Source organism: Acidovorax sp., from assembly GCF_046294525.1.
In the GTDB taxonomy this organism is placed as follows: domain Bacteria; phylum Pseudomonadota; class Gammaproteobacteria; order Burkholderiales; family Burkholderiaceae_C; genus Acidovorax.
Window position 1 is genome coordinate 13131 of record NZ_JBKBKQ010000031.1, and the last position, 18866, is coordinate 31996.

Sequence of the window (18866 nt, forward strand, 5' to 3'; positions counted from 1 at the left end):
TGTGTGTCATGTCGGCAGCCCGATGGCGGCCAGCGGCAGGGTGATGGTGACCTCGGCGCCACCGCCCGGCAGATTGCGCGCCGCCACGGTGCCGCCCAGCGTGCGGGCCACGTTCATCGACAGGAACAGGCCCAGGCCGCCGCCTGGCCGCCCCTTGGTGGATTGGTACGGCGTACCGATGTGGCTGAGCACCGCGGGCGAAAAGCCAGGTCCCCGGTCGCTGACTACGATGTGCAGCGCCTCGGCATCGCTGTTTGCCTGCAGGCCAACCCACTGCGGCGAGGCTTCGCGGGCATTGTCCAGCACGTTGAAAACCATTTGTTCCAGCGTGGCATCGGCCACCATGGGGTGGTCGTCGGTGATGCGGTTGTCGAACTCGAAGGCATCGACCGACCGGGTGGCGCGCCAGTCGCGCACCAGGGTGTCCAGAAACTGGCACACGGTGGTCTGGGTGGAGTCCTCCCCGCGCGTTTCGCCGGCCGACATCAGGATGCCGCTCACGATGGTCTTGCAGCGCTGCACCTGGGTCTGCATCTCGGCGATTTCTTCCTGCAGCACCGGGTCTTGCGCCAGGGTGGGCACGCGGCGCCAGTCGCCCAGAATGACGGCCATGGTGGCCAGGGGCGTGCCCAGCTCGTGCGCCGCGCCGGAGGCCAGCAGGCCCATGCGCACGATGTGTTCCTCCTCGGCAGCACGCTGCCGCACAGCGGCCAGCCGCGCGTCGCGCTGGCGCAGGTTGTGGCTGATGCGGGTGATGAACACCACCACCAGGATGGCGTTGAGCGCAAAGCAAACGAGCAGCCCCAGCACATAGGGGCTGGCCCATCCTTCGTGCATGTTGGGCGCCATGGGCAGGGGCTGGCTGTGCTGGGCCAGCAGTACCACGCAGGCCGACGTGAGCCCCACGATGAACCAGATGTACGCGCCGCGCAACAGCATGGCGCCCACGGCAATCTGCAGCAGGTACAGGAACACGAACGGATTGCTGATGCCGCCGCTCAGGTACAGCTGCGCCGTGAGCGCGCCCACGTCGATCAGCAGGGCGATGAACAACTCCACGTCGTGCACGTTGCGCCGGGTGCGCCAGCGCACCATGCTGATGAGGTTGAACACCGCCATGCAGCCCACGATGGTGAGCATCTCCCGCATGGGCAGCGGCATGCCCAGGCCGTAGTGCGTGACCTCGATGGTGAGCAGCTGTCCGACCACGGCCATCCAGCGCAGTTGGATGAGCTGGTGCAGGTTCTTGAGTCCTGCCGCCGCGTTGGCGGATCGGGCCTTGCTCAAAGGGTGCAGGGTGCGGGATGCGTGGCGGCTGCTGGTCATGGTGGCGGGGCGGCGCGGCTGCTGGCACGCAGCCGAAGCTCGTAGCGTGCCACAACCACACCGGCCCCTGCCACCATCAGTGCCATTGCAAACCAGGTGAGCGCGTAGGACAGGTGGGTGTTGGTGAAGCGCACGACCGTGAGGCCCTCGCGCGGCCAGGGGCCCTGGGCCGAGGGGCGTTGCTCTGTGTTGGCAGCGCTGGGGTCGGCGGTGGGCTGTGCCTGTGGCACGCCAGCGTCCACAAAATAGGGTGCGGCCTGCGGCAGCTGCAGGGCTTGGGCCATGGCGGCCACGTCGCGCGAGTGCCAGCGGTTCTGGGCGGGGTCGTTGCGGCGCAGAAAGCCGCCGCCGGGCTCGGACATGCGCAGCAGGCCCTGCACGGCCACCGGGCCGCCCGGGGTGGCCTGCGCGGGCTGCTCTGCCCACCGCGCGCGCTGGTCGGCGGGTACAAAACCGCGGTTGACCAGCACCTGTGTACCGTCGTCCCGCTGCAGCGGCGTCATCACCCAGTAGCCCGCGCCCAGGCGGGTGGTGGCCTGCGACAGCAGCGTCTTGTCTGCCTGCCAGTGACCGCGCAGCTGCACGGCCAGGTATTCGTGCGACGCGGCGCTGACGTCGGGCCACTCGCGCGCACCGGGCGCGGCAGTGGGCGGTGCATGAATGCGCGCCGTGGTGCGCTCGATCAGGTCGAGCTTCCAGGCGCGGCGCTGCAACTGCCACACGCCAAGCGCGGTGAACGCCGCAAACAGCGCCACGCCCACCAGCGCCAGCACGGCCAGCGTCCAGGGGGCGTGGGGGCGGATGCGGCCCGTGCGCGCGGTGGCGTCCACGGCAGTGGCGCCTACGGGGTGGGGCGCACGTCAGCCGCTGCGGGCGGCATGCCGGGCATGGGCGGGTGCTCGGGCATCATGTTGGTGTTCATATGGAACATCACCCACAGCGTGCCCGCGATGGTGATGGCCACGAACACCACCGTGAAGATGGTGGCCAGCAGCGTCCAGCCGCCTTCGATCTTGCCGTTCATGTGCAGGAAGTACACCATGTGCACCAGGATCTGGATGACGGCAAACCCGCCCAGCACCAGCACGGCGGTGTTGCGGTCCGAAATCACCTTGGCCATGACAAGCCAGAACGGGATGGCCGTGAGGATGATGGACAGAACAAAGCCCGTCATGTAGCCCGAGAAGGTGCTGTGCGGCTCGTTGGCATCGTGGTGGGCGGTGTCCCCTTCATGCCCATGCCCCGCGTGGTGGCCGTGTGCGTGTGTTGTGTGTTGTGCGCTCATTTACAGCACCCCCATCAGGTACACAAAGGTAAAGACGCCGATCCAGACCACGTCCAGAAAGTGCCAGAACATCGACAGGCACATCAGGCGGCGGTTGTTCTCGGGGATCAGGCCATGCTGCTTGATCTGCAATATCAGCACCACCAGCCAGATCAGGCCAAACGTGACGTGCAGTCCGTGCGTGCCCACCAGCGTGAAGAAGGCCGACAGGAAGGCGCTGCGCTGCGGCGTTGCGCCCTGCTGGATCAGGTGATGGAACTCGTACAGCTCCAGGCCCAGGAAACACAGGCCGAAGAAGCCCGTCACGGCCAGCCACAGCAGGGTGCCGTTCACGTCGTTCTTCTGCTTGCGCAGCATCGCAAAGCCGAAGGTGATGGACGACAGCAGCAGGAACGCAGTGTTGATGGCCACGAGCGTGAGGTCGAACAGCTGCGCGCCCGTGGGGCCGGCAGCATAGCTGCGGCCCAGCACACCATAGGTGGCAAAGAGGGCTGCAAAGATGAGGCAGTCGCTCATCAGGTACAGCCAGAAGCCCAGAGCGGTGCCGTTTTCGGGGTGGGGCTCATGCGCGAGGTGGTAGTCGCGCGGGGCCAGGGCGCCTGCAGCGGCGCCAGCGGAGAGACGGATATCAGACATTGCGGGCCAATTGCAGGGTGCGGGCTTCTTCGGTGGAGATCACTTCAGAGGCCGGGATGTAGAAGTCACGCTTGTAGTTGAAGGTGTGGACGATGGAGGCCAGGAGCAGCGCCGCGAACGACACGCCCGCCAGCAGCCACATGTGCCAGATCAAAGCAAAGCCGAAGACGAGCGACAGGGCCGAGATCACCGCCCCCGCGCCGGTGTTGGCCGGCATGTGGATGGGCGCAAAGCCGGTCAGCGGGCGCTGGTAGCCGTGCTTCTTCATGTCCCACCAGGCGTCGATTTCATGCACCACGGGCGTGAAGGCGAAGTTGTAGTTGGGCGGGGGCGACGAGGTGGCCCATTCCAGCGTGCGGGCGTCCCAGGGGTCGCCGGTCCAGTCGCGCAACTGCTCGCGCTTGAGGTAGCTCACCACGATCTGGATCAGGAAGCACGCAATGCCCGCCGCGATCATGGCGGCGCCACATGCGGCGATGATGAACCAGATCTGCAGAGACGGGTCTTCGAAGTGGCTCACGCGGCGCGTGACGCCCATGAGGCCGAGGATGTAGAGCGGCATGAACGCCACCCAGAAGCCCACCACCCACAGCCAGAAGGACCACAGGCCCCAGGTGCGGTCGAGCTTGTAGCCAAAGGCCTTGGGGTACCAGTAGTTGATGCCGGCGAACAGGCCGAACAGCACGCCGCCAATGATCACGTTGTGGAAGTGGGCGATCAGGAACAGGCTGTTGTGCAGCACGAAGTCGGCCGGGGGCACGGCCAGCAGCACGCCGGTCATGCCGCCGATGGCAAACGTCACCATGAAGGCCACGGTCCACATCATGGGCAGCTCGAAGCGGATGCGGCCCTTGTACATGGTGAACAGCCAGTTGAAGATCTTCGCCCCGGTCGGGATCGAGATGATCATCGTCGTGATGCCGAAGAACGTGTTCACGCTGGCGCCGGAGCCCATGGTGAAGAAGTGGTGCAGCCACACCAGGTACGACAGGATGGTGATCACCACCGTGGCGTAGACCATGGAGGTATAGCCGAACAGGCGCTTGCGGCAGAACGTGGCCACCACTTCGGAGAAGATGCCGAAGCACGGCAGGATCAGGATGTAGACCTCAGGGTGGCCCCAGATCCAGATCAGGTTCACATAGAGCATGGGGTTGCCGCCCAGCTCGTTGGTGAAGAAGTTCGTGCCCACGTAGCGGTCCAGCGACATCAGCACCAGTGCGGCCGTCAGCACGGGGAAGGACGCAACGATCAGCGCGTTGGTGCACAGGGCCGTCCAGGTGAAGACGGGCATCTTCATCAGGTTCATGCCGGGCGCGCGCATCTTGATGATGGTCACGATCAGGTTGATGCCCGAGAGCGTGGTGCCTACCCCCGCGATCTGCAGCGCCCAGATGTAGTAATCAAGCCCCGTACTCGGGCTCTGCGCCCCGAGGTTCGACAGCGCCAGCCAGCCCGAGGTGGAGAACTCGCCCAGGAACAGCGACACCATCACCAGCACGGCGCCGGCCGTGGTCATCCAGAAGCTGAAGTTGTTCAGGAAGGGGAAGGACACGTCGCGCGCGCCGATCTGCAGGGGCACGAGGTAGTTCATGAGACCCGTGACCAGTGGCATGGCCACGAAGAAGATCATGATCACGCCGTGGGCGGTGAAGATCTGGTCGTAGTGGTGCGGCGGCAGGTAGCCCATGTTGTCGCCAAAGGCCATGGCCTGCTGAAGGCGCATCATCACCGCGTCGGCAAAGCCGCGCAGCAGCATCACCAGGCCCAGGATCATGTACATGATGCCGATCTTCTTGTGGTCGATGCTGCAGATCCAGTCGCGCCACAGGGGACCCCAAAGGCGGTACTTGGTGATGCCCGCCATCACGGCGATGCCGCCCAGTACGACGGCGATGAAGGTCCACAGCAGGATGGGCTCGTGGGTCATGGGAACGGCGTCCCAGCTCAGGCGGCCCAACGCCCAGTGGGCGGGAGTGAGGGTTTCAGAAGACATGGGGGAGCTCATTGGCGGATGGCGGCGCGGTCGGTGTTGCGGATATTGAGATCGGCCACCACCTGGGCGGCGTTCTGCGGCGTGCACCACTCTTGCGGCAGGTTGAGGCCCACGGCGCGCACATAGGCGTCGCCGCCGTTTGCGTCGATGGCCATCATGTGGTGCATGCACATCTTTCCGTCTTCGACGCAGCGGTTGAGCACCTTGTCGTACAGGCCTTCCTCCACAGAGGCGAAATGCTGCACGGGATCGCGCTCGCTCGGTTTGACGAGGTTCAGATAGGTGCCTTTGTCCAGCGGCTTGCCGTCGGTCTTGGCCTTTTGAACCCATTGGTCAAAGTCAGCATCGCTCAGGCCATGGAACTTGAACGTCATGCCCGAGAAGCCCGAGCCGCTGTAGTGCGAGGACATACCCTTGTACACGCCGGGCTTGTTGATCACCGCGTTCAGCTCGGTCTGCATGCCGGGCATGGCGTAGATCATGCCGGCCAGGTCGGGCACGTAGAACGCGTTCATGGTGGACGTGGCTGTGAGCTTGAACAAAATGGGGCGGTCCACCGGGGCGGCCAACTCGTTCACGGTGGCGATCCCTTGCTCGGGATAGAAGAACAGCCACTTCCAGTCCATGGCCACCACCTGTACCTCCAGGGGCTTGACGTGGGGGGCGAGCGGGCGCTGGGCGTCGATGCGGTCCAGCGGACGGTAGGGGTCGAGCTTGTGGGTGCCAATCCAGGTGATGGCACCCAGGGCGATGATGATGAACAGCGGAACGGTCCAGATGACCAGTTCCAGCGTGGTGGAGTGGTGCCATTCAGGGTCGTAGTCCGCCTCGGTGTTGGCGGCGTTGTTCTGGCGGTACTTCCAGGCAAACCACAGCGTGAGGGCGATCACCGGGACGATGATGATCAGCATCAGCAACGTGGCCGTGATGACCAGTTGGCCTTGCTGGGCGGCGATGTCGCCAGCCGGGTTGAGCACGACGGCCTTGCTGCAGCCGGCGAGCAGCCCGGTGGACAGGGCAGCGGCGGCCAGCCCGGCGGCCCTGCGGGGTTCCTTGGTGTAGAGCATGCTGGAAAGTGCGGGGATGGTGCGCTTAGGTGAAAACGCGAATGACTGGACCCCCGCACTGTAGTAGCGCTAGCCAATTTGTCGATTGGACATTTTGTCCAAGATCAAGGGCGCGGCCCGTGCCAAGGGCAATCAGGGTTTTCCTACACGGGGAGATAGCGATAGCGCACTTGTGGCGCGCGCCTTGAGCGGGTAGAACGGAGACACCTGTCTCTTTGTCTATCTGTTTTCGCTTGAGGAATGTCACTATGGTTGGCCACGGTTCTGCAGCACTGGCTGCACCAGGTTTTGAGGGGGAGGGTTCACTGGCGCGGGCCCACACCGACGAGGATGTCACTCCCAGCGAGATTGCGGTCGGTGTGATCATTGGCCGCTCGTCCGAGTACTTCGACTTCTTTGTGTTCGGAATCGCCAGCGTGCTGGTGTTTCCTTCTCTGCTTTTCCCGTTCTTGTCGCGGCTTGACGGCACGTTGGCCTCATTTGCCATCTTTTCGCTGGCTTTTGTGGCGCGGCCTGTGGGCACGGCCCTCTCGATGGCGGTACAGCGGCGGTGGGGGCGCGGCACCAAGCTGACGCTCGCTTTGTTCCTGTTGGGTGCGTGCACGGTGGGCATGGCCTTCTTGCCCAGCTACGCGTCGGTGGGCACCACGGCCATCGTGGCACTGATTGTTTTGCGCATCGGGCAGGGCGTTGCCTTGGGCGGATCATGGGACGGCCTGCCATCGCTTCTGGCCATGAGTGCCCCCAAGGAGCGCCGCGGCTGGTTCGCCATGATCGGCCAGCTGGGCGCGCCAGTGGGTTTTGTGCTGGCGGCCAGCCTGTTTGCCTATCTGTACAGCAGCCTGACCGTCACCGAGTTCCTGGACTGGGGCTGGCGTTATCCGTTCTTTGTGGCGTTTGCAGTGAACGTGGTGGCGCTGTTTGCGCGGCTGCGCCTGGTGGTGGGGCAGTCGTATGCCGAACTGCTCCAGCAGCGCGAGCTCCAGCCGGTGAGCGTGACGCGTGTCGTGCGCGATGAAGGCCGCAACGTGCTGATCGGCGCTTTTGCTGCGCTGGCCAGTTTTGCGCTGTTCCATCTGGCCACGGTGTTTCCCCTGTCGTGGATCGCCATGTATTCCGAGCAGTCCATCACCGAAGTGCTGTCGGTGCAGATCGTGGGCGCGTTCCTCGCAGCCGGGGCGATTGTGGTGTCGGGCTGGCTGGCCGACCGCATGGGGCGACGCAACCTGCTGGGCACCATGGCGGTGCTCATCGGGGCGTTCAGCCTGGTGACGCCTTGGCTGCTGGGGGCCGGACAGGTGGGCAACAACGTGTTCCTGCTGGTGGGGTTTGTGCTGCTGGGCCTGTCTTACGGCCAGGCTTCCGGCACGGTGACGGCCAACTTCTCCCCGCAATACCGGTACACGGGCGCGGCCCTGTCGGCCGACCTGGCCTGGCTGGTGGGCGCCGGCTTTGCCCCGCTGGTGGCGCTGGCGCTTTCGGCGCGCTTCGGGCTGGGCGCTGTGTCGCTGTACCTGCTGTCGGGCGTGGTGTGCACGCTGCTGGCATTGCGCATCAACCGCTTGATCGAGCGCAAGGAATAGGTTCTGCCGGTTCTGCCGCCGCGCGCCGGGGGCGGCCATCGCTGAGAGATCACAAGGGGCTTCGGGCCCCTTGTTTCTTTGTGGTTCTGTGATGCGCCGTGAGCGGGCGCTTACTTGGCGTAGGGGTCCGGGAAGCCCAGCTCTTGCAGGATGGCGGTTTCGTAGGCCTCCATCTCGTCGGCATCGGCGGCGCTGGTTTCGTGGTCCCAGCCCTGGGCGTGCAGGGTGCCGTGCACCAGCATGTGGGCGTAGTGCTCTTCCAGCGACTTGTTTTGCTCTGCCGCCTCGCGCTGCACCACGGGCGCGCACAGCACCAGGTCGGCCGTCACGAGGGGTTCCTGCGTGTAGTCAAAGGTCAGCACGTTGGTGGCGTAGTCCTTGTGGCGGTAGCTGCGGTTCAGCTCGCGGCCCTCGTCCTCGCCCACGATGCGCACGGTGATTTCGGCATCGGCGGCCAGCGCGTGGCGGATCCAGCGGGCCACCTTGTGTCGCAGTAGCGCCGCACGGTGCTCGGCGGCGCCGTCAAATCGGCCAAATTGCAGGGACAGGCTGAGTTGGTTCAGGGGCATTTCAAGCCTTTTTGGCCTCTGGCGCCTGCTGGACAAGCGCTGGCAGCTATAAAAACAGGAGTGTTCAGGGTCAGTCCCGCGCGGCGGCGCGGCGGCGCGGCGCGTCGTAGGCATCCACAATGCGCGCCACGAGCGGATGGCGCACCACGTCGGCACTGGTAAAGCGCGTGATGGCGATGCCCTTCACGCGCTTCAGCACCTGCTCGGCGTCGATCAGCCCGCTCATGGCGCCCTTGGGCAGGTCGATCTGGCTCACGTCGCCGGTGACCACGGCGCGGGAGCCAAAGCCGATGCGGGTGAGGAACATCTTCATCTGCTCGGGCGTGGTGTTCTGGGCTTCGTCCAGGATCACGAAGGCGTTGTTCAGCGTGCGACCGCGCATGAAGGCCAGGGGCGCGATCTCGATGGCGTTGCGCTCGAACGCCTTCTGCACCTTGTCATGGCCCATCAGCTCGTACAGCGCGTCATACAACGGGCGCAGGTAGGGGTCCACCTTCTGGGCCAGGTCACCGGGCAAAAAGCCCAGGCGCTCGCCCGCTTCAACCGCCGGGCGGGTGAGCACGATGCGCTGCACGCTGCTGCGCTCCAGCGCGTCCACGGCACTGGCCACAGCCAGGTAGGTCTTGCCAGTGCCTGCAGGGCCGATGCCGAAAGTGATGTCGTGGGTGGCGATGTTCTGCAGGTACAGGTTCTGCGTGGGCGTGCGCCCGCGCAGGTCGGCGCGTCGGGTGTTCAGGATGATGGCGTCGTCCGGCGCTTCCAGCAACTCGCTGTCGCCCGCCAGCATGAGCTGGATGTAATCCTCGCCAATCGGCCGCTCGGCTTGTTCGTATAGCGCCTGCAGCAGCTCCATGGCCTGGGTCGCCTGCGCCTTGGGGCCGTCGACCTTGAACTGTTCGTGCCGGTGGGCGATGCTCACCTGCAGGGCCGTCTCGATGGTGCGCAGGTGGGCGTCGGCCGGTCCGCACAGGTTGGTCAGCCGGGTGTTGTTGTGGGGTGTGAAGGTGTGGCGCAGGATCACGCGGATAATTCCGTTGAATGGGCCGCGATCGCGCGGCAAAGGACATCAATGATAGGCAAATTGACCGGCACCCTGCTGGAGAAGAACCCGCCCGAGGTGCTGCTGGACTGCCACGGCGTGGGTTACGAGGTGAACGTGCCCATGAGCACGTTCTACAACCTGCCCGCCGTGGGCGAGCGCGTGAGCCTGCTGACTCAGTTCATCGTGCGCGAGGACGCCCAGCTGCTGTACGGCTTTGCCACCGCACCCGAGCGCCAGGCCTTTCGCGAGCTGATCAAGATCAGCGGCGTGGGGCCGCGCACGGCGCTGTCGATATTGAGCGGCATGGGTGTGGCAGATCTGGCCCAGGCCATCACCCTGCAGGAGGCTGGGCGGCTGGTCAAGGTGCCCGGGATTGGCAAGAAGACGGCCGAGCGGCTGCTGCTGGAACTCAAGGGCAAGCTGGGAGCAGACATGGGGTCCATCCACGGCCATGCGACCAGCGATGCGCAAGCCGACATTCTTCAGGCCCTGCTGGCGTTGGGGTACAACGACAAGGAGGCGGCGGCGGCGCTGAAAGCGTTGCCTGCCGATGTAGGTGTAAGCGACGGTATTAAGCTGGCTTTGAAGGCGTTGGCGAAGTAGCATCGCCCGGCTCGCAGAACACATTTGCGAGCCTTTTATGTTCAACGGAGGCCTGTCGGGGCACGGGAGAAAAAGAATGGCACAAGGTGGAATCACCCGCTGGGGTGGATTGCTTGCGGTGGTGGCCGCGCTGTTGGCGGGGTGTGGCGGCGGGACCTCCGAGGGCGGTACGCCCTCGTCTGGCCAGGCCCCAGTAGTGCTGAAGGTGGATGGATGGGTGCAGCCTGCCAGTGCCGACCAGGGTGTGGCGCGCATCAAGTCGCGCAACACGATGGGCGGAGCACCCGTGCCCACCCAGGTGGCGCTCGGCGCCCTGGCGCAGGAGAAGACGGAGTCTCTGAGCGGCGGTGTGGGCCCTCGGCAAGTGGGCGTGGCGCGTGACGTCCATGCCACGCGCAGCGGCGCGCAGACGGCGCAGCAGCTGCAGTGGCAGTCCACGGCGTTGGGCGGCCAGGTGGCCGCGCTCAGCTTTTCAGCAGAAGGAGCCCACGGCCTGCGGCTGGGCGTGGTGGTCAAGCAGTTGTCGGGCAGCGCGCAAGTTCGCCTGTACAGCCAGGCTCAGCCCGGCACTGTTTTCCAGATCTCCGGGCAGGAGATCCTGCAGGTGATCCAGCGCAACGCCCAAGCCGGCGACACCAGCCTGGACGGCCAGACTTGGTGGACGCCCGATATGGGCTCTGACGAAGTAACGTTGGAGATCGAACTGCCGCCCGGCACGCCTGTCGGCACCCTGGATGTAGCCGTGCCACGGGTCTCGCATATCTTCGAGAACCTGGCGATTCCCACCGAGCAAGAATTCTCCACCAAGATCAACGAGTCAGCCTCGTGCAATCTGGATGCGACCTGCCACGACACCTATGTGAACCAGCGCAACGCCGTGGCGCGCATGATCTATACCTCAGGCGGCGGAACCTACGTCTGCACTGGGACACTGCTCAACGACAGCCAGTCATCGGGCACTCCATATTTCCTCACGGCCAATCACTGCATCTCGACCCAGGCCGAGGCTTCCAGCCTGCAGACGGACTGGTTCTACCGCGCACCCACATGCAACAGCCGCACGCTGTCCAGCGGCACCAGCAAGCGCGTAGGTGGTGCCGCCCTTCTGTATGCCACCGACAGCACGGACACCACGCTGCTGCGGCTGAACGATGCCCCGCCCGCAGGCGCTTACTTTGCCGGGTGGGACGCGAGCACTCAGGGCACCGGCATCTCTGTAGTGGGGTTGCATCACCCACGCGGCGATCTGCTCAAGGTCAGCTTCGGTAGCCTGAATAGCCAGGCAAGTTGCGTGACCACCGGCGGCACAGGTTTCCAGTGCAGCGGCACCACCGGCAACTACTACCGCGTGAACTGGAGCCAGGGCACGACCGAAGGGGGCAGCAGTGGCTCGGCCTTGTTCAAGGGAGGCACCCACGTCGTGGGCACCCTATACGGCGGCAGCGCGACCTGCACGAATACAACTTCGCCAGACTTTTATGGACGGTTCGACTTGGCGTACAACGCGGCGCTCAAGACCTGGCTGGCTCCGGCAACATCGCCAGCTACGCGAACAGCGGTCTACCGGTTCTACAACGGCAAAACCGGGGCGCACTTCTACACCGCCAGTGCGGCCGAGCGCGACTTCGTGATAAGAACCTACCCCGAGTTTGGTTACGAAAACATTGCGTTCTACGCATATGCCGATGCCAGCTCAGGCAAGGATCCAGTTTTCCGCTTCTACAACGCTACCTCTGGGGCTCATTTCTATTCAGGCAGCGTGGCCGAGCGCGATTTTGTGATCGCACGCCTGCCTGAGTTCAAGTACGAAGTGGTCAGCTGGTATGCGCAAACCGGGGCAGGAAACGGCGCTTCTGCCATTTACCGTTTCTACAACGCAAAAACGGGCGCCCACTTCTACACCATCAGTGCCGCGGAACGTGATTTCGTGATTCAGGTGCATAAGGACTTCGGATACGAGGGGCCGATGTATTACGCATGGACTTCTCAGTGACGAAGGCCTGATCGTCCTTTTCAAACTGAGATCAAGCCCGGGCGGCCCATGTGGCTGCCCATTTACTTTGGCGCCATCGTTTGCATGACCATCCAGACCGACGACTTTTCCCCCGCCCCCGCCAAGCGCGTCGTCTCCGCCGCGCCGAGCTCCCCGCAAGAGGAGGCGATCGAGCGCGCTCTGCGCCCCAAGCTGCTGCAGGAGTACGTGGGCCAGGCCAAGGCGCGCGAGCAGTTGGAGATCTTCATTGGCGCGGCGCGCAAGCGCGGCGAGGCGCTGGACCATGTGTTGCTGTTCGGCCCGCCGGGCCTGGGCAAGACCACGCTCAGCCACATCATTGCAGCCGAGCTGGGCGTGAACCTGCGCCAGACCAGCGGCCCGGTGCTCGAAAAGCCCAAGGACCTGGCCGCGCTGCTCACCAACCTCGAAAAGAACGACGTTCTCTTCATCGACGAGATCCACCGCCTCTCGCCCGTGGTCGAGGAAATCCTCTACCCGGCGCTCGAGGACTACCAGATCGACATCATGATCGGCGAGGGCCCGGCGGCGCGCAGCATCAAGCTCGACCTGCAGCCCTTCACGCTGGTGGGGGCCACCACCCGCGCCGGCATGCTCACCAACCCGCTGCGCGACCGTTTTGGCATCGTGGCGCGGCTGGAGTTCTACACCGCGGAAGAGCTGGCGCGCATCGTGCAGCGCAGCGCCGGCCTGCTGAACGCTCCCATGGACGACGAAGGCGGTTTTGAGATCGCCCGCCGTTCGCGCGGCACGCCGCGCATTGCAAACCGGTTGCTGCGCCGCGTGCGCGACTACGCCGAGGTCAAGGGAAACGGCCGCATCACCAAGCCGATTGCGGACAAGGCGCTGGCCATGCTCGACGTGGACCCGCAGGGCTTTGACGTGATGGACCGCAAGCTGCTCGAAGCCGTGATCCACCGCTTTGACGGCGGCCCCGTGGGGCTGGACAACATCGCGGCCAGCATCGGCGAGGAGTCCGGCACCATCGAAGACGTGATCGAGCCCTACCTGATCCAGCAAGGCTTCTTGCAGCGCACGCCGCGCGGGCGCATTGCCACGCTGGCGGCGTTCCGCCACCTGGGCGTCACGCCGCCGAAGGCGAGCGGCCAGGATCTGTTTGGGGTGTGATGCCCGCGTGCAAGGGCTGCGCAGCAGGGCGCAGCACCAGCCCCCGCAGCACGCCCGCCACGATGAGCGCCTGCGCCGCGTAATACGTGGACAGCACCCACACCTGCGACCAGGGTAGCGGCTGCACAAACCGGTTGATGGCCAGCAGCGAATCGCTGAGCATGAAACACAGCGCGCCGGCCGCCACCATCCACGACGGCCCATCGCGCAGCACCCAGGCCCGGCCCAGGGCCTGGGCCGCCATGAGTGCGATCACCAGCACATAGGCTGCCACGGGCACCCGCAGCGCGGCAGGCAGGCCGCCAGCCCACAGGAACGCATACATCGCAGCGCCAGCGCCCAGCGTGGCCACTAGCGCGCCGCGGTGTGCAAACCACGGCTGGCCCTGCCGGAACAGCGCCACATAGAACAGGTGCGCCATCAGAAAGCTGACCAAGCCCGGGATGAAGAAACCGCTGAACATCAAAAACACATCGCCCGCCAGCGATCCCACGAGGGCGCCAAACAGCAAGAGAACGCTGCGTTTTGAGTGAAATAGGCCTCTGGCGCTTGCTGGATAAGCGCTGGACGCTACCAAAACGAGAGTAAAAACCATGGTCAGCGGCTTGAACAGCCAGTGCCACTGCGTGAACCCCAGCGCACTCGTGGCCGTGGCCAGCGCTGCGCTTTGCAGCATCAGCGCCATCAGCATGCCGATGCGTCCCTGCGTCACCGCGCCCAGCGCCCATTGGCTGACCAGCAGCACCGCAAACCAGACCGCGTTTTCTGCCAGCGGCGCAGCGTCGGCCTGCCATAGAAACGCGGCCACCCCGGCCAGCAGGATGCCGAACTGCACCAGCGCAAACCCCTGCACGGCGCGCGACATCGGCGGGTAGAACATCTGCATCTGCGCCATGCTGAAGGGCGGCTTGGGAAAGCGCTCGGCCACATCGGCGGGCCGCCAGCCCGGGGGCTTGATCCAGACCTTGAGCTTGTCCAGCCAGCGGCGCGCATGCCAGCTGTCGTGCGCCAGCCCGGCGTACACCTGCGCGTTGGCCCACAGCGGGTCCCAGCTGTTGAGCAGGCCGCGCGTGCCGTACACGCAGCGCTCGCTCGGGTCCTCGTCCTTGAAGGTACCGAACATCCGGTCCCACACGATGAGGATGCCGCCGTAGTTCTTGTCCAGGTAGGCATTGTTCACGGCATGGTGCACGCGGTGGTTGCTGGGGCTGCAGAACCAGCGGTCAAACCACGCCCAGCGCCCCTGCAGGCGCGGCACGTGCTCGGTGTGCACCCAGAACTGGTAGAGCAGGTCGATAAGCCCCACCACTGCAAACACCAGCGGCGGCACACCCGCGAGCGCCATGGGCACGTAAAAAATCCAGCCCAGCAGCGCGCCCGAGCTGGTCTGGCGCAGCGCGGTGGAGAGGTTGTAGTCCTGGCTCTGGTGGTGCACCGCGTGCGCGGCCCACAGCACGGCCGATTCATGCCCCATGCGGTGCAGCCAGTAGTAGCAGAAGTCGTAGAACAGCAGTGCCAGCAGCCAGCCGGGCAGGCTGGTCCAGAAGGCATCGTTGCGCCACAGCGCCACGTGCTCGAACAGTGCGGTGTAGATGCCGATGCGCAGCAGCCGCGTGAACACCGCGCTGGTCTGGCTGAGCATGCCCAGGCTGATGCTGCTCACGGCATCGGCCAGGCGGTAGGTGTTGCGCTGGCGCTTGAGGCCGATGGCCAGTTCGATGGCAATCAGCACAAAGAAAACAGGGGTCGCAAGGACGATGATCTGGCTGGGGCTCATGGTGCCGGATTGTGGTCCTGCTCTCAGTCCACGCCGGGGCAGGTGAACCCCTAGATTCCAGTGTTTAGAGGGCTGCGCCTACGTCAACGCCCCCCGCGCGTCCACCCGGATGATGCGCTCCACCACACCCTGGGCCAGCCCCCCGCGCACGCCGATCAGAAAGTCGTGCAGGTTCACCGTCGGGTCGCAATGCCCCGGAACAAGCCACAGCATCTGGCCCAGCGTCGGCAGCCGGGCTGCGGGACTGTCGGCGAACAGCAATCCGTGTTCGTCACCGCCGTTGGCGTAGCGCAGTGCGTGCCCGGGCGGCAGCAGGGCCACGGAGGGCAGGCCGGAGTCGATGGCGTGGCTCTTGTGGCCTGCATCGCACACCGCGTGGGTGTCGCGCACAGACACCACCTGGGTCTTGACGAACAGTGCGTGTTCAAACGCGGGCTGTGCGGGCTCGCGCTCGTTGCGGGCGTAGTCCGCGTCCATGAACATGAAGGAGCCCGCCTGCAACTCGCCAAACAGGCCGCTGGCGGCCTCGTGCACCAGGGTGCCGGTGCCAGAGCCGGTGATCAACGGCACGGTCAGTCCCTCGGCCTCGATGAGCTGGCGTGTGTGGTGGGCGGCACGCACCACCTGGGCAATCGCCTCGCGGCGGCCCACGCTGCTGCCCAGATGCTGGGCGCGGCCATGGTAGGCCTGCAGGCCCGCAAACCGCAGGCGCGGGCTGCGCGAGACGGCCAGCGCCAGCGGCACGGCGGCCTCGCCAGGCGGCACACCGCAGCGGCCCTGGCCCACGTCGATCTCCACCAGCACGTCGATGCCTGCGTCGCTGCCATGCTGCGCCATGGCTTCGGCCAGGCGGGTGATGCCTTCGGAATGGTCCACCGCCACGCCCAGGCGCCCGCCGCACGCCGCCAGCTGGGCGGCCAGCCGCGCCACGCGGTGCAGCTTGGGCATGGCGATCACCTGGTTGGTGATGGTGATGTCTCGCACGCCTCCGGCGGCCAGGGCCTCGGCCTCGGCCACTTTTTGCACACACACGCCCTGGGCACCCGCCTGCTGTTGCAGCAGGGCCAGCTCGGCGCTTTTGTGCATCTTGGCGTGGGGGCGCCAGCGCACATGGTGCTTGCGCGCGAAGTCGGCCATGCGCTGGATGTTGCGGTCCATGGCGTCCAGGTCCACCACCAGCGCCGGGGTGTCAATGAGGTCCACCCGCTGGCCGATGGTGGATTCAAGAACCTGTTGAAAGTCTTTTTGGAGTTGCACGAGTGTCTTTCCGGGATGGGGTGCTAGGCGCGGCGCGCAGTGGATAGCCCGGCTATCCACAAGCGCCGCAACGCCGCAGACCGCCCGGTAAGGCACTTGCCCGAAGGGTTGGAGTGCAATCTCCAAAAAGACTTTGAACAGGCTCTTTGGGTGTCAGGAATGGGTTTCATCGCGGAGGGCGTTGTTGTCCAGGTGCTGCGTGTCGGCCCAGCCCACCAGGGTCAGGCCATCGGGCGTCCACAGCAGGCGGTTGATGGCCGCGTTGGAGAGTTGCCAGGTGCGCGGCGCCTGGATGTCCTGGTGCGTGGCCAGGCGGTACAGCACATCGAGCACGCCGCCGTGCGCCACCATCACCACCTGCTCGCCCAGGTGCTGCTGCGCCAGCTGGGCCACGGTGCGTTCGATGCGTTCTCTCAATGTGACCAGCGACTCGCCGCCCTCGGGGGCGTAGTGCGGGTCGCGCTTGCGCCAGCGGTAGGCGTCCTCGGGCAGCTCGGCCTCGATCTCGGCAAAGGTGCGGCCCTGGAAATGGCCGAAGCTGCGCTCGCGCAGGCCAGCGTGGGTGGTGAGCGGTGCGCCCGTGGTGCGGGCCACGGCCTGGGCGGTGGCGTGGGCGCGTTGCAGGTCGCTGGTGTAGATGGCCGCGATGGGCTCGTCGGCAAGTGCGTGGGCCACCTGGTCGGCTTGCCACAGGCCGGTGTCGTTGAGCGGAATGTCCAGGTGGCCCTGGATGCGGGTGTCCACGTTCCAGGCGGTTTCGCCGTGGCGGATGGCAACGATGCGGGTGGCTTGCATGCGATGGGTGGCGAGGGGCGGTCGTGGATGCGAGGGCCAGGGCGCCTTACCGGGCAGGCGCGGCGGGCACGACCACGCCGGGTTGGGCGGGTGCTTGGGATGAAGCAGGAGCAGCGGTGGCAGTGGCTGGAGTAGCGGGCGTGGAGGACACGGCGGGCGTCGGTGAAAGCGGGATGCGCACTTGGCGCGAGCCTTGCGGCGGCTGCGGAAAGCCCTGCAGCGCAGCGTCCAGCAGCACGCCGAACACGGCAGGATCGCTCACCCACACGTCTTCGTGCACGGCCGAGGTTTCGTACACCACGGCCTGTGTCTGCGCATCGCGCATCACGATGGTGACGGCGCGGCGGTACAGAGGTGTGGGCTCGCCCATGCGCCAGATGCCGCCCACGCCCCAGCCGCGGCCGTACCAGCCGCCAAAGCCCCAGGGAGAAGGTCCGTAGGGGCCGTAGGGCCCGCCGAACGGGTCGTAGCGCGGCACGGTGTCGGCCTGCACGCCGATCTGCACCAGCAGCCGGGGCGCAGCGTCATCGCGCTGCAGTCCCGCGCGGGCCAGCGCCTGGTCGGCCAGCGCAACGATGGGCTCGAACGAGGGCATCTGCTGCGAGGGCAGCCGCTCGATGCGGTAGGTGGCGGGGGTGGGCACTGCCGCCAGGGTGGAGAAGCTCTGCACCCGGCCGTCCACCAGGCGCTGGGTGCTGCAGCCAGCCAGGCCGGCCACGGCGGCGGCGCACAGCAGCAGGGTAGGGATCCATCGGCGTGTCATCGGTGACTCCTCAAGAATGGGATCCCGGTGTGACCGCCAGGCCCGGCGGAGGTTCAGCACCCTTCACGAGAGCTGGACCACCTGCACGCCGCCGGGCAGGCCGGTCTGCTGCGGCGCAGAGAACTCTTCCTTGTCAAAGGCCTTGTCGCCGTTGTCATCGGCCACGCCTGTGGCCCGGGCGTTCTTGAAGTCGTACAGGTTGCCGTCCAGCAGGTGCGAGGGCACCACGTTCTGCAGCGCGGTGAACATGTTCTCCACGCGGCCGGGGAATTTTTTCTCCCACTCACGCAGCATCTCGCCCACCTGCTTGCGCTGCAGGTTCTCCTGGCTGCCGCACAGGTTGCACGGGATGATGGGGAAGTCGCGGTGCGCAGCCCAGCGGGCCGTGTCCTTTTCGGGCACGTAGGCCAGGGGGCGGATGACCACATGCTTGCCGTCGTCGCTGACCAGCTTGGGGGGCATGCTCTTCATCTTGCCGCCGAAGAACATGTTCAGCAGCAGCGTTTGCAGGATGTCGTCGCGGTGGTGACCCAGGGCGATCTTGGTGCAGCCCAGCTCATCGGCCACGCGGTACAGGATGCCGCGGCGCAGGCGGCTGCACAGGCTGCAGGTAGTCTTGCCCTCGGGAATCAGCTTCTTGACGATGCTGTAGGTGTCTTCGTTCTCGATGTGGAAGGGCACGCCGGTGCTCTTCAGGTACTCGGGCAGCACATGCTCGGGGAATCCGGGCTGTTTCTGGTCCAGGTTCACCGCCACCAGGTCAAAGTGGATGGGCGCGCGGGCCTTGAGCTTGAGCAGGATGTCCAGCAGGGTGTAGCTGTCCTTGCCGCCGGACATGCATACCATCACCTTGTCGCCCTCTTCGATCATGTTGAAGTCCACAATCGCCTTGCCCACCTCGCGGCACAAGCGCTTTTCCAGCTTGTGGGTTTCGCGCTCGATCTTGATCTCGGGGCGTGGCGCAGTAGCGGGTGCAGGGGCGGCCACGGCGGGGGATTCGGCTTCTGTCCAGACGGTACTCATCCCGC

General features: G+C 65.6%; 18 protein-coding genes. 5 read left to right on the forward strand and 13 right to left on the reverse strand.

From position 1 onward, the window contains the following. Window positions 1-6: 6 nt before the first annotated feature. Genes ACK4HJ_RS20205 through cyoA form a run of 6 tightly spaced genes read right to left on the reverse strand, consistent with a single transcriptional unit; the run spans window position 7 to window position 6310 of the window. A complete protein-coding gene (locus ACK4HJ_RS20205; protein ID WP_409834894.1) occupies window positions 7-1326 on the reverse strand; it encodes an ATP-binding protein in 1320 nt (439 codons plus the stop codon). Then, window positions 1323-2156 (reverse strand): SURF1 family protein, encoded by an 834-nt coding sequence (locus ACK4HJ_RS20210; RefSeq protein WP_409834896.1) that lies wholly within the window; start codon window positions 2154-2156, stop codon window positions 1323-1325. Before ACK4HJ_RS20210 ends, ACK4HJ_RS20205 begins: the two co-directional genes overlap by 4 nt. A gap of 11 nt (window positions 2157-2167) precedes the next feature. Then, window positions 2168-2611 carry a cytochrome o ubiquinol oxidase subunit IV gene (cyoD, locus tag ACK4HJ_RS20215; RefSeq protein WP_409834897.1) on the reverse strand — a complete coding sequence of 148 codons (444 nt, stop codon included), beginning with the start codon at window positions 2609-2611 and terminating at the stop codon, window positions 2168-2170. Beyond that, window positions 2612-3247, reverse strand: a complete 636-nt coding sequence (cyoC, locus tag ACK4HJ_RS20220) for a cytochrome o ubiquinol oxidase subunit III (protein WP_409834899.1) — start codon at window positions 3245-3247, stop codon at window positions 2612-2614. Continuing rightward, complete coding sequence (gene cyoB, locus ACK4HJ_RS20225; RefSeq protein WP_409834901.1) at window positions 3240-5243, reverse strand: cytochrome o ubiquinol oxidase subunit I; 2004 nt, start codon at window positions 5241-5243, stop codon at window positions 3240-3242. Before cyoB ends, cyoC begins: the two co-directional genes overlap by 8 nt. A gap of 8 nt (window positions 5244-5251) precedes the next feature. Further along, a complete protein-coding gene (cyoA, locus tag ACK4HJ_RS20230) occupies window positions 5252-6310 on the reverse strand; it encodes a ubiquinol oxidase subunit II (protein WP_409834903.1) in 1059 nt (352 codons plus the stop codon). A 248-nt stretch (window positions 6311-6558) separates the two neighbouring features. Between cyoA and ACK4HJ_RS20235 the strand changes: the two genes are divergently transcribed. Further along, window positions 6559-7893 (forward strand): MFS transporter, encoded by a 1335-nt coding sequence (locus ACK4HJ_RS20235; RefSeq protein WP_409834905.1) that lies wholly within the window; start codon window positions 6559-6561, stop codon window positions 7891-7893. Between the two features lie 110 nt (window positions 7894-8003). Here the strand turns inward: ACK4HJ_RS20235 and ybeY are convergent, their stop codons facing one another. After that, window positions 8004-8462, reverse strand: coding sequence for an rRNA maturation RNase YbeY (gene ybeY / locus ACK4HJ_RS20240; protein WP_409834906.1), 459 nt, complete (start codon window positions 8460-8462; stop codon window positions 8004-8006). A gap of 11 nt (window positions 8463-8473) precedes the next feature. On the opposite strand from ybeY, the gene ACK4HJ_RS20245 reads away from it, so the two are divergent. Then, a complete protein-coding gene (locus ACK4HJ_RS20245) occupies window positions 8474-8572 on the forward strand; it encodes a hypothetical protein (RefSeq protein WP_409834909.1) in 99 nt (32 codons plus the stop codon). Here the strand turns inward: ACK4HJ_RS20245 and ACK4HJ_RS20250 are convergent. Beyond that, a complete protein-coding gene (locus ACK4HJ_RS20250; RefSeq protein ID WP_409834911.1) occupies window positions 8533-9483 on the reverse strand; it encodes a PhoH family protein in 951 nt (316 codons plus the stop codon). The genes ACK4HJ_RS20245 and ACK4HJ_RS20250 overlap by 40 nt on opposite strands. A 48-nt stretch (window positions 9484-9531) precedes the next feature. Here ACK4HJ_RS20250 and ruvA point away from each other — a divergent pair, with 48 nt between their 5' ends. From ruvA to ruvB, 3 genes are all read left to right on the forward strand, one after another. Next, window positions 9532-10107 carry a Holliday junction branch migration protein RuvA gene (ruvA, locus tag ACK4HJ_RS20255; protein WP_409834912.1) on the forward strand — a complete coding sequence of 192 codons (576 nt, stop codon included), beginning with the start codon at window positions 9532-9534 and terminating at the stop codon, window positions 10105-10107. 76 nt (window positions 10108-10183) lie between these two features. After that, on the forward strand, window positions 10184-12100 hold the full coding sequence (locus ACK4HJ_RS20260) for a trypsin-like peptidase domain-containing protein (RefSeq protein ID WP_409834914.1): 1917 nt from the start codon (window positions 10184-10186) through the stop codon (window positions 12098-12100). An 84-nt stretch (window positions 12101-12184) separates the two neighbouring features. Beyond that, window positions 12185-13246, forward strand: coding sequence for a Holliday junction branch migration DNA helicase RuvB (gene ruvB, locus ACK4HJ_RS20265; RefSeq protein ID WP_409834954.1), 1062 nt, complete (start codon window positions 12185-12187; stop codon window positions 13244-13246). Here ruvB and ACK4HJ_RS20270 read toward each other — a convergent pair. The 5 genes from ACK4HJ_RS20270 to ttcA all read right to left on the reverse strand — a co-directional run bounded on the left by ACK4HJ_RS20270 (window position 13203) and on the right by ttcA (window position 18861). Then, on the reverse strand, window positions 13203-15023 hold the full coding sequence (locus tag ACK4HJ_RS20270) for a lysoplasmalogenase family protein (RefSeq protein WP_409834916.1): 1821 nt from the start codon (window positions 15021-15023) through the stop codon (window positions 13203-13205). The two genes, ruvB and ACK4HJ_RS20270, sit on opposite strands and share 44 nt — an antisense overlap. A gap of 78 nt (window positions 15024-15101) precedes the next feature. Next, window positions 15102-16280, reverse strand: a complete 1179-nt coding sequence (locus ACK4HJ_RS20275) for a DSD1 family PLP-dependent enzyme (protein ID WP_409834918.1) — start codon at window positions 16278-16280, stop codon at window positions 15102-15104. A 153-nt stretch (window positions 16281-16433) separates the two neighbouring features. After that, a complete protein-coding gene (locus tag ACK4HJ_RS20280) occupies window positions 16434-17075 on the reverse strand; it encodes a histidine phosphatase family protein (protein WP_409834920.1) in 642 nt (213 codons plus the stop codon). Window positions 17076-17121: 46 nt separating this feature from the next. After that, window positions 17122-17838 (reverse strand): DUF4136 domain-containing protein, encoded by a 717-nt coding sequence (locus ACK4HJ_RS20285; RefSeq protein WP_409834922.1) that lies wholly within the window; start codon window positions 17836-17838, stop codon window positions 17122-17124. 63 nt (window positions 17839-17901) lie between these two features. After that, window positions 17902-18861, reverse strand: coding sequence for a tRNA 2-thiocytidine(32) synthetase TtcA (ttcA, locus tag ACK4HJ_RS20290; protein WP_409834924.1), 960 nt, complete (start codon window positions 18859-18861; stop codon window positions 17902-17904). Window positions 18862-18866 lie beyond the last annotated feature (5 nt).

Excerpts from the sequence above, each read along its gene's own strand:
- ACK4HJ_RS20205 (WP_409834894.1), bottom strand. The coding sequence starts at position 1,326 with ATGACCAGCAGCCGCCACGCATCCCGCACCCTGCACCCTTTGAGCAAG.
- cyoD (WP_409834897.1), bottom strand. The coding sequence starts at position 2,611 with ATGAGCGCACAACACACAACACACGCACACGGCCACCACGCGGGGCAT.
- cyoC (WP_409834899.1), bottom strand. The coding sequence starts at position 3,247 with ATGTCTGATATCCGTCTCTCCGCTGGCGCCGCTGCAGGCGCCCTGGCC.
- cyoB (WP_409834901.1), bottom strand. The coding sequence starts at position 5,243 with ATGTCTTCTGAAACCCTCACTCCCGCCCACTGGGCGTTGGGCCGCCTG.
- cyoA (WP_409834903.1), bottom strand. The coding sequence starts at position 6,310 with ATGCTCTACACCAAGGAACCCCGCAGGGCCGCCGGGCTGGCCGCCGCT.
- ACK4HJ_RS20235 (WP_409834905.1), top strand. The coding sequence starts at position 6,559 with ATGGTTGGCCACGGTTCTGCAGCACTGGCTGCACCAGGTTTTGAGGGG.
- ybeY (WP_409834906.1), bottom strand. The coding sequence starts at position 8,462 with ATGCCCCTGAACCAACTCAGCCTGTCCCTGCAATTTGGCCGATTTGAC.
- ruvA (WP_409834912.1), top strand. The coding sequence starts at position 9,532 with ATGATAGGCAAATTGACCGGCACCCTGCTGGAGAAGAACCCGCCCGAG.
- ACK4HJ_RS20260 (WP_409834914.1), top strand. The coding sequence starts at position 10,184 with ATGGCACAAGGTGGAATCACCCGCTGGGGTGGATTGCTTGCGGTGGTG.
- ruvB (WP_409834954.1), top strand. The coding sequence starts at position 12,185 with ATGACCATCCAGACCGACGACTTTTCCCCCGCCCCCGCCAAGCGCGTC.
- ACK4HJ_RS20270 (WP_409834916.1), bottom strand. The coding sequence starts at position 15,023 with ATGAGCCCCAGCCAGATCATCGTCCTTGCGACCCCTGTTTTCTTTGTG.
- ACK4HJ_RS20280 (WP_409834920.1), bottom strand. The coding sequence starts at position 17,075 with ATGCAAGCCACCCGCATCGTTGCCATCCGCCACGGCGAAACCGCCTGG.
- ACK4HJ_RS20285 (WP_409834922.1), bottom strand. The coding sequence starts at position 17,838 with ATGACACGCCGATGGATCCCTACCCTGCTGCTGTGCGCCGCCGCCGTG.
- ttcA (WP_409834924.1), bottom strand. The coding sequence starts at position 18,861 with ATGAGTACCGTCTGGACAGAAGCCGAATCCCCCGCCGTGGCCGCCCCT.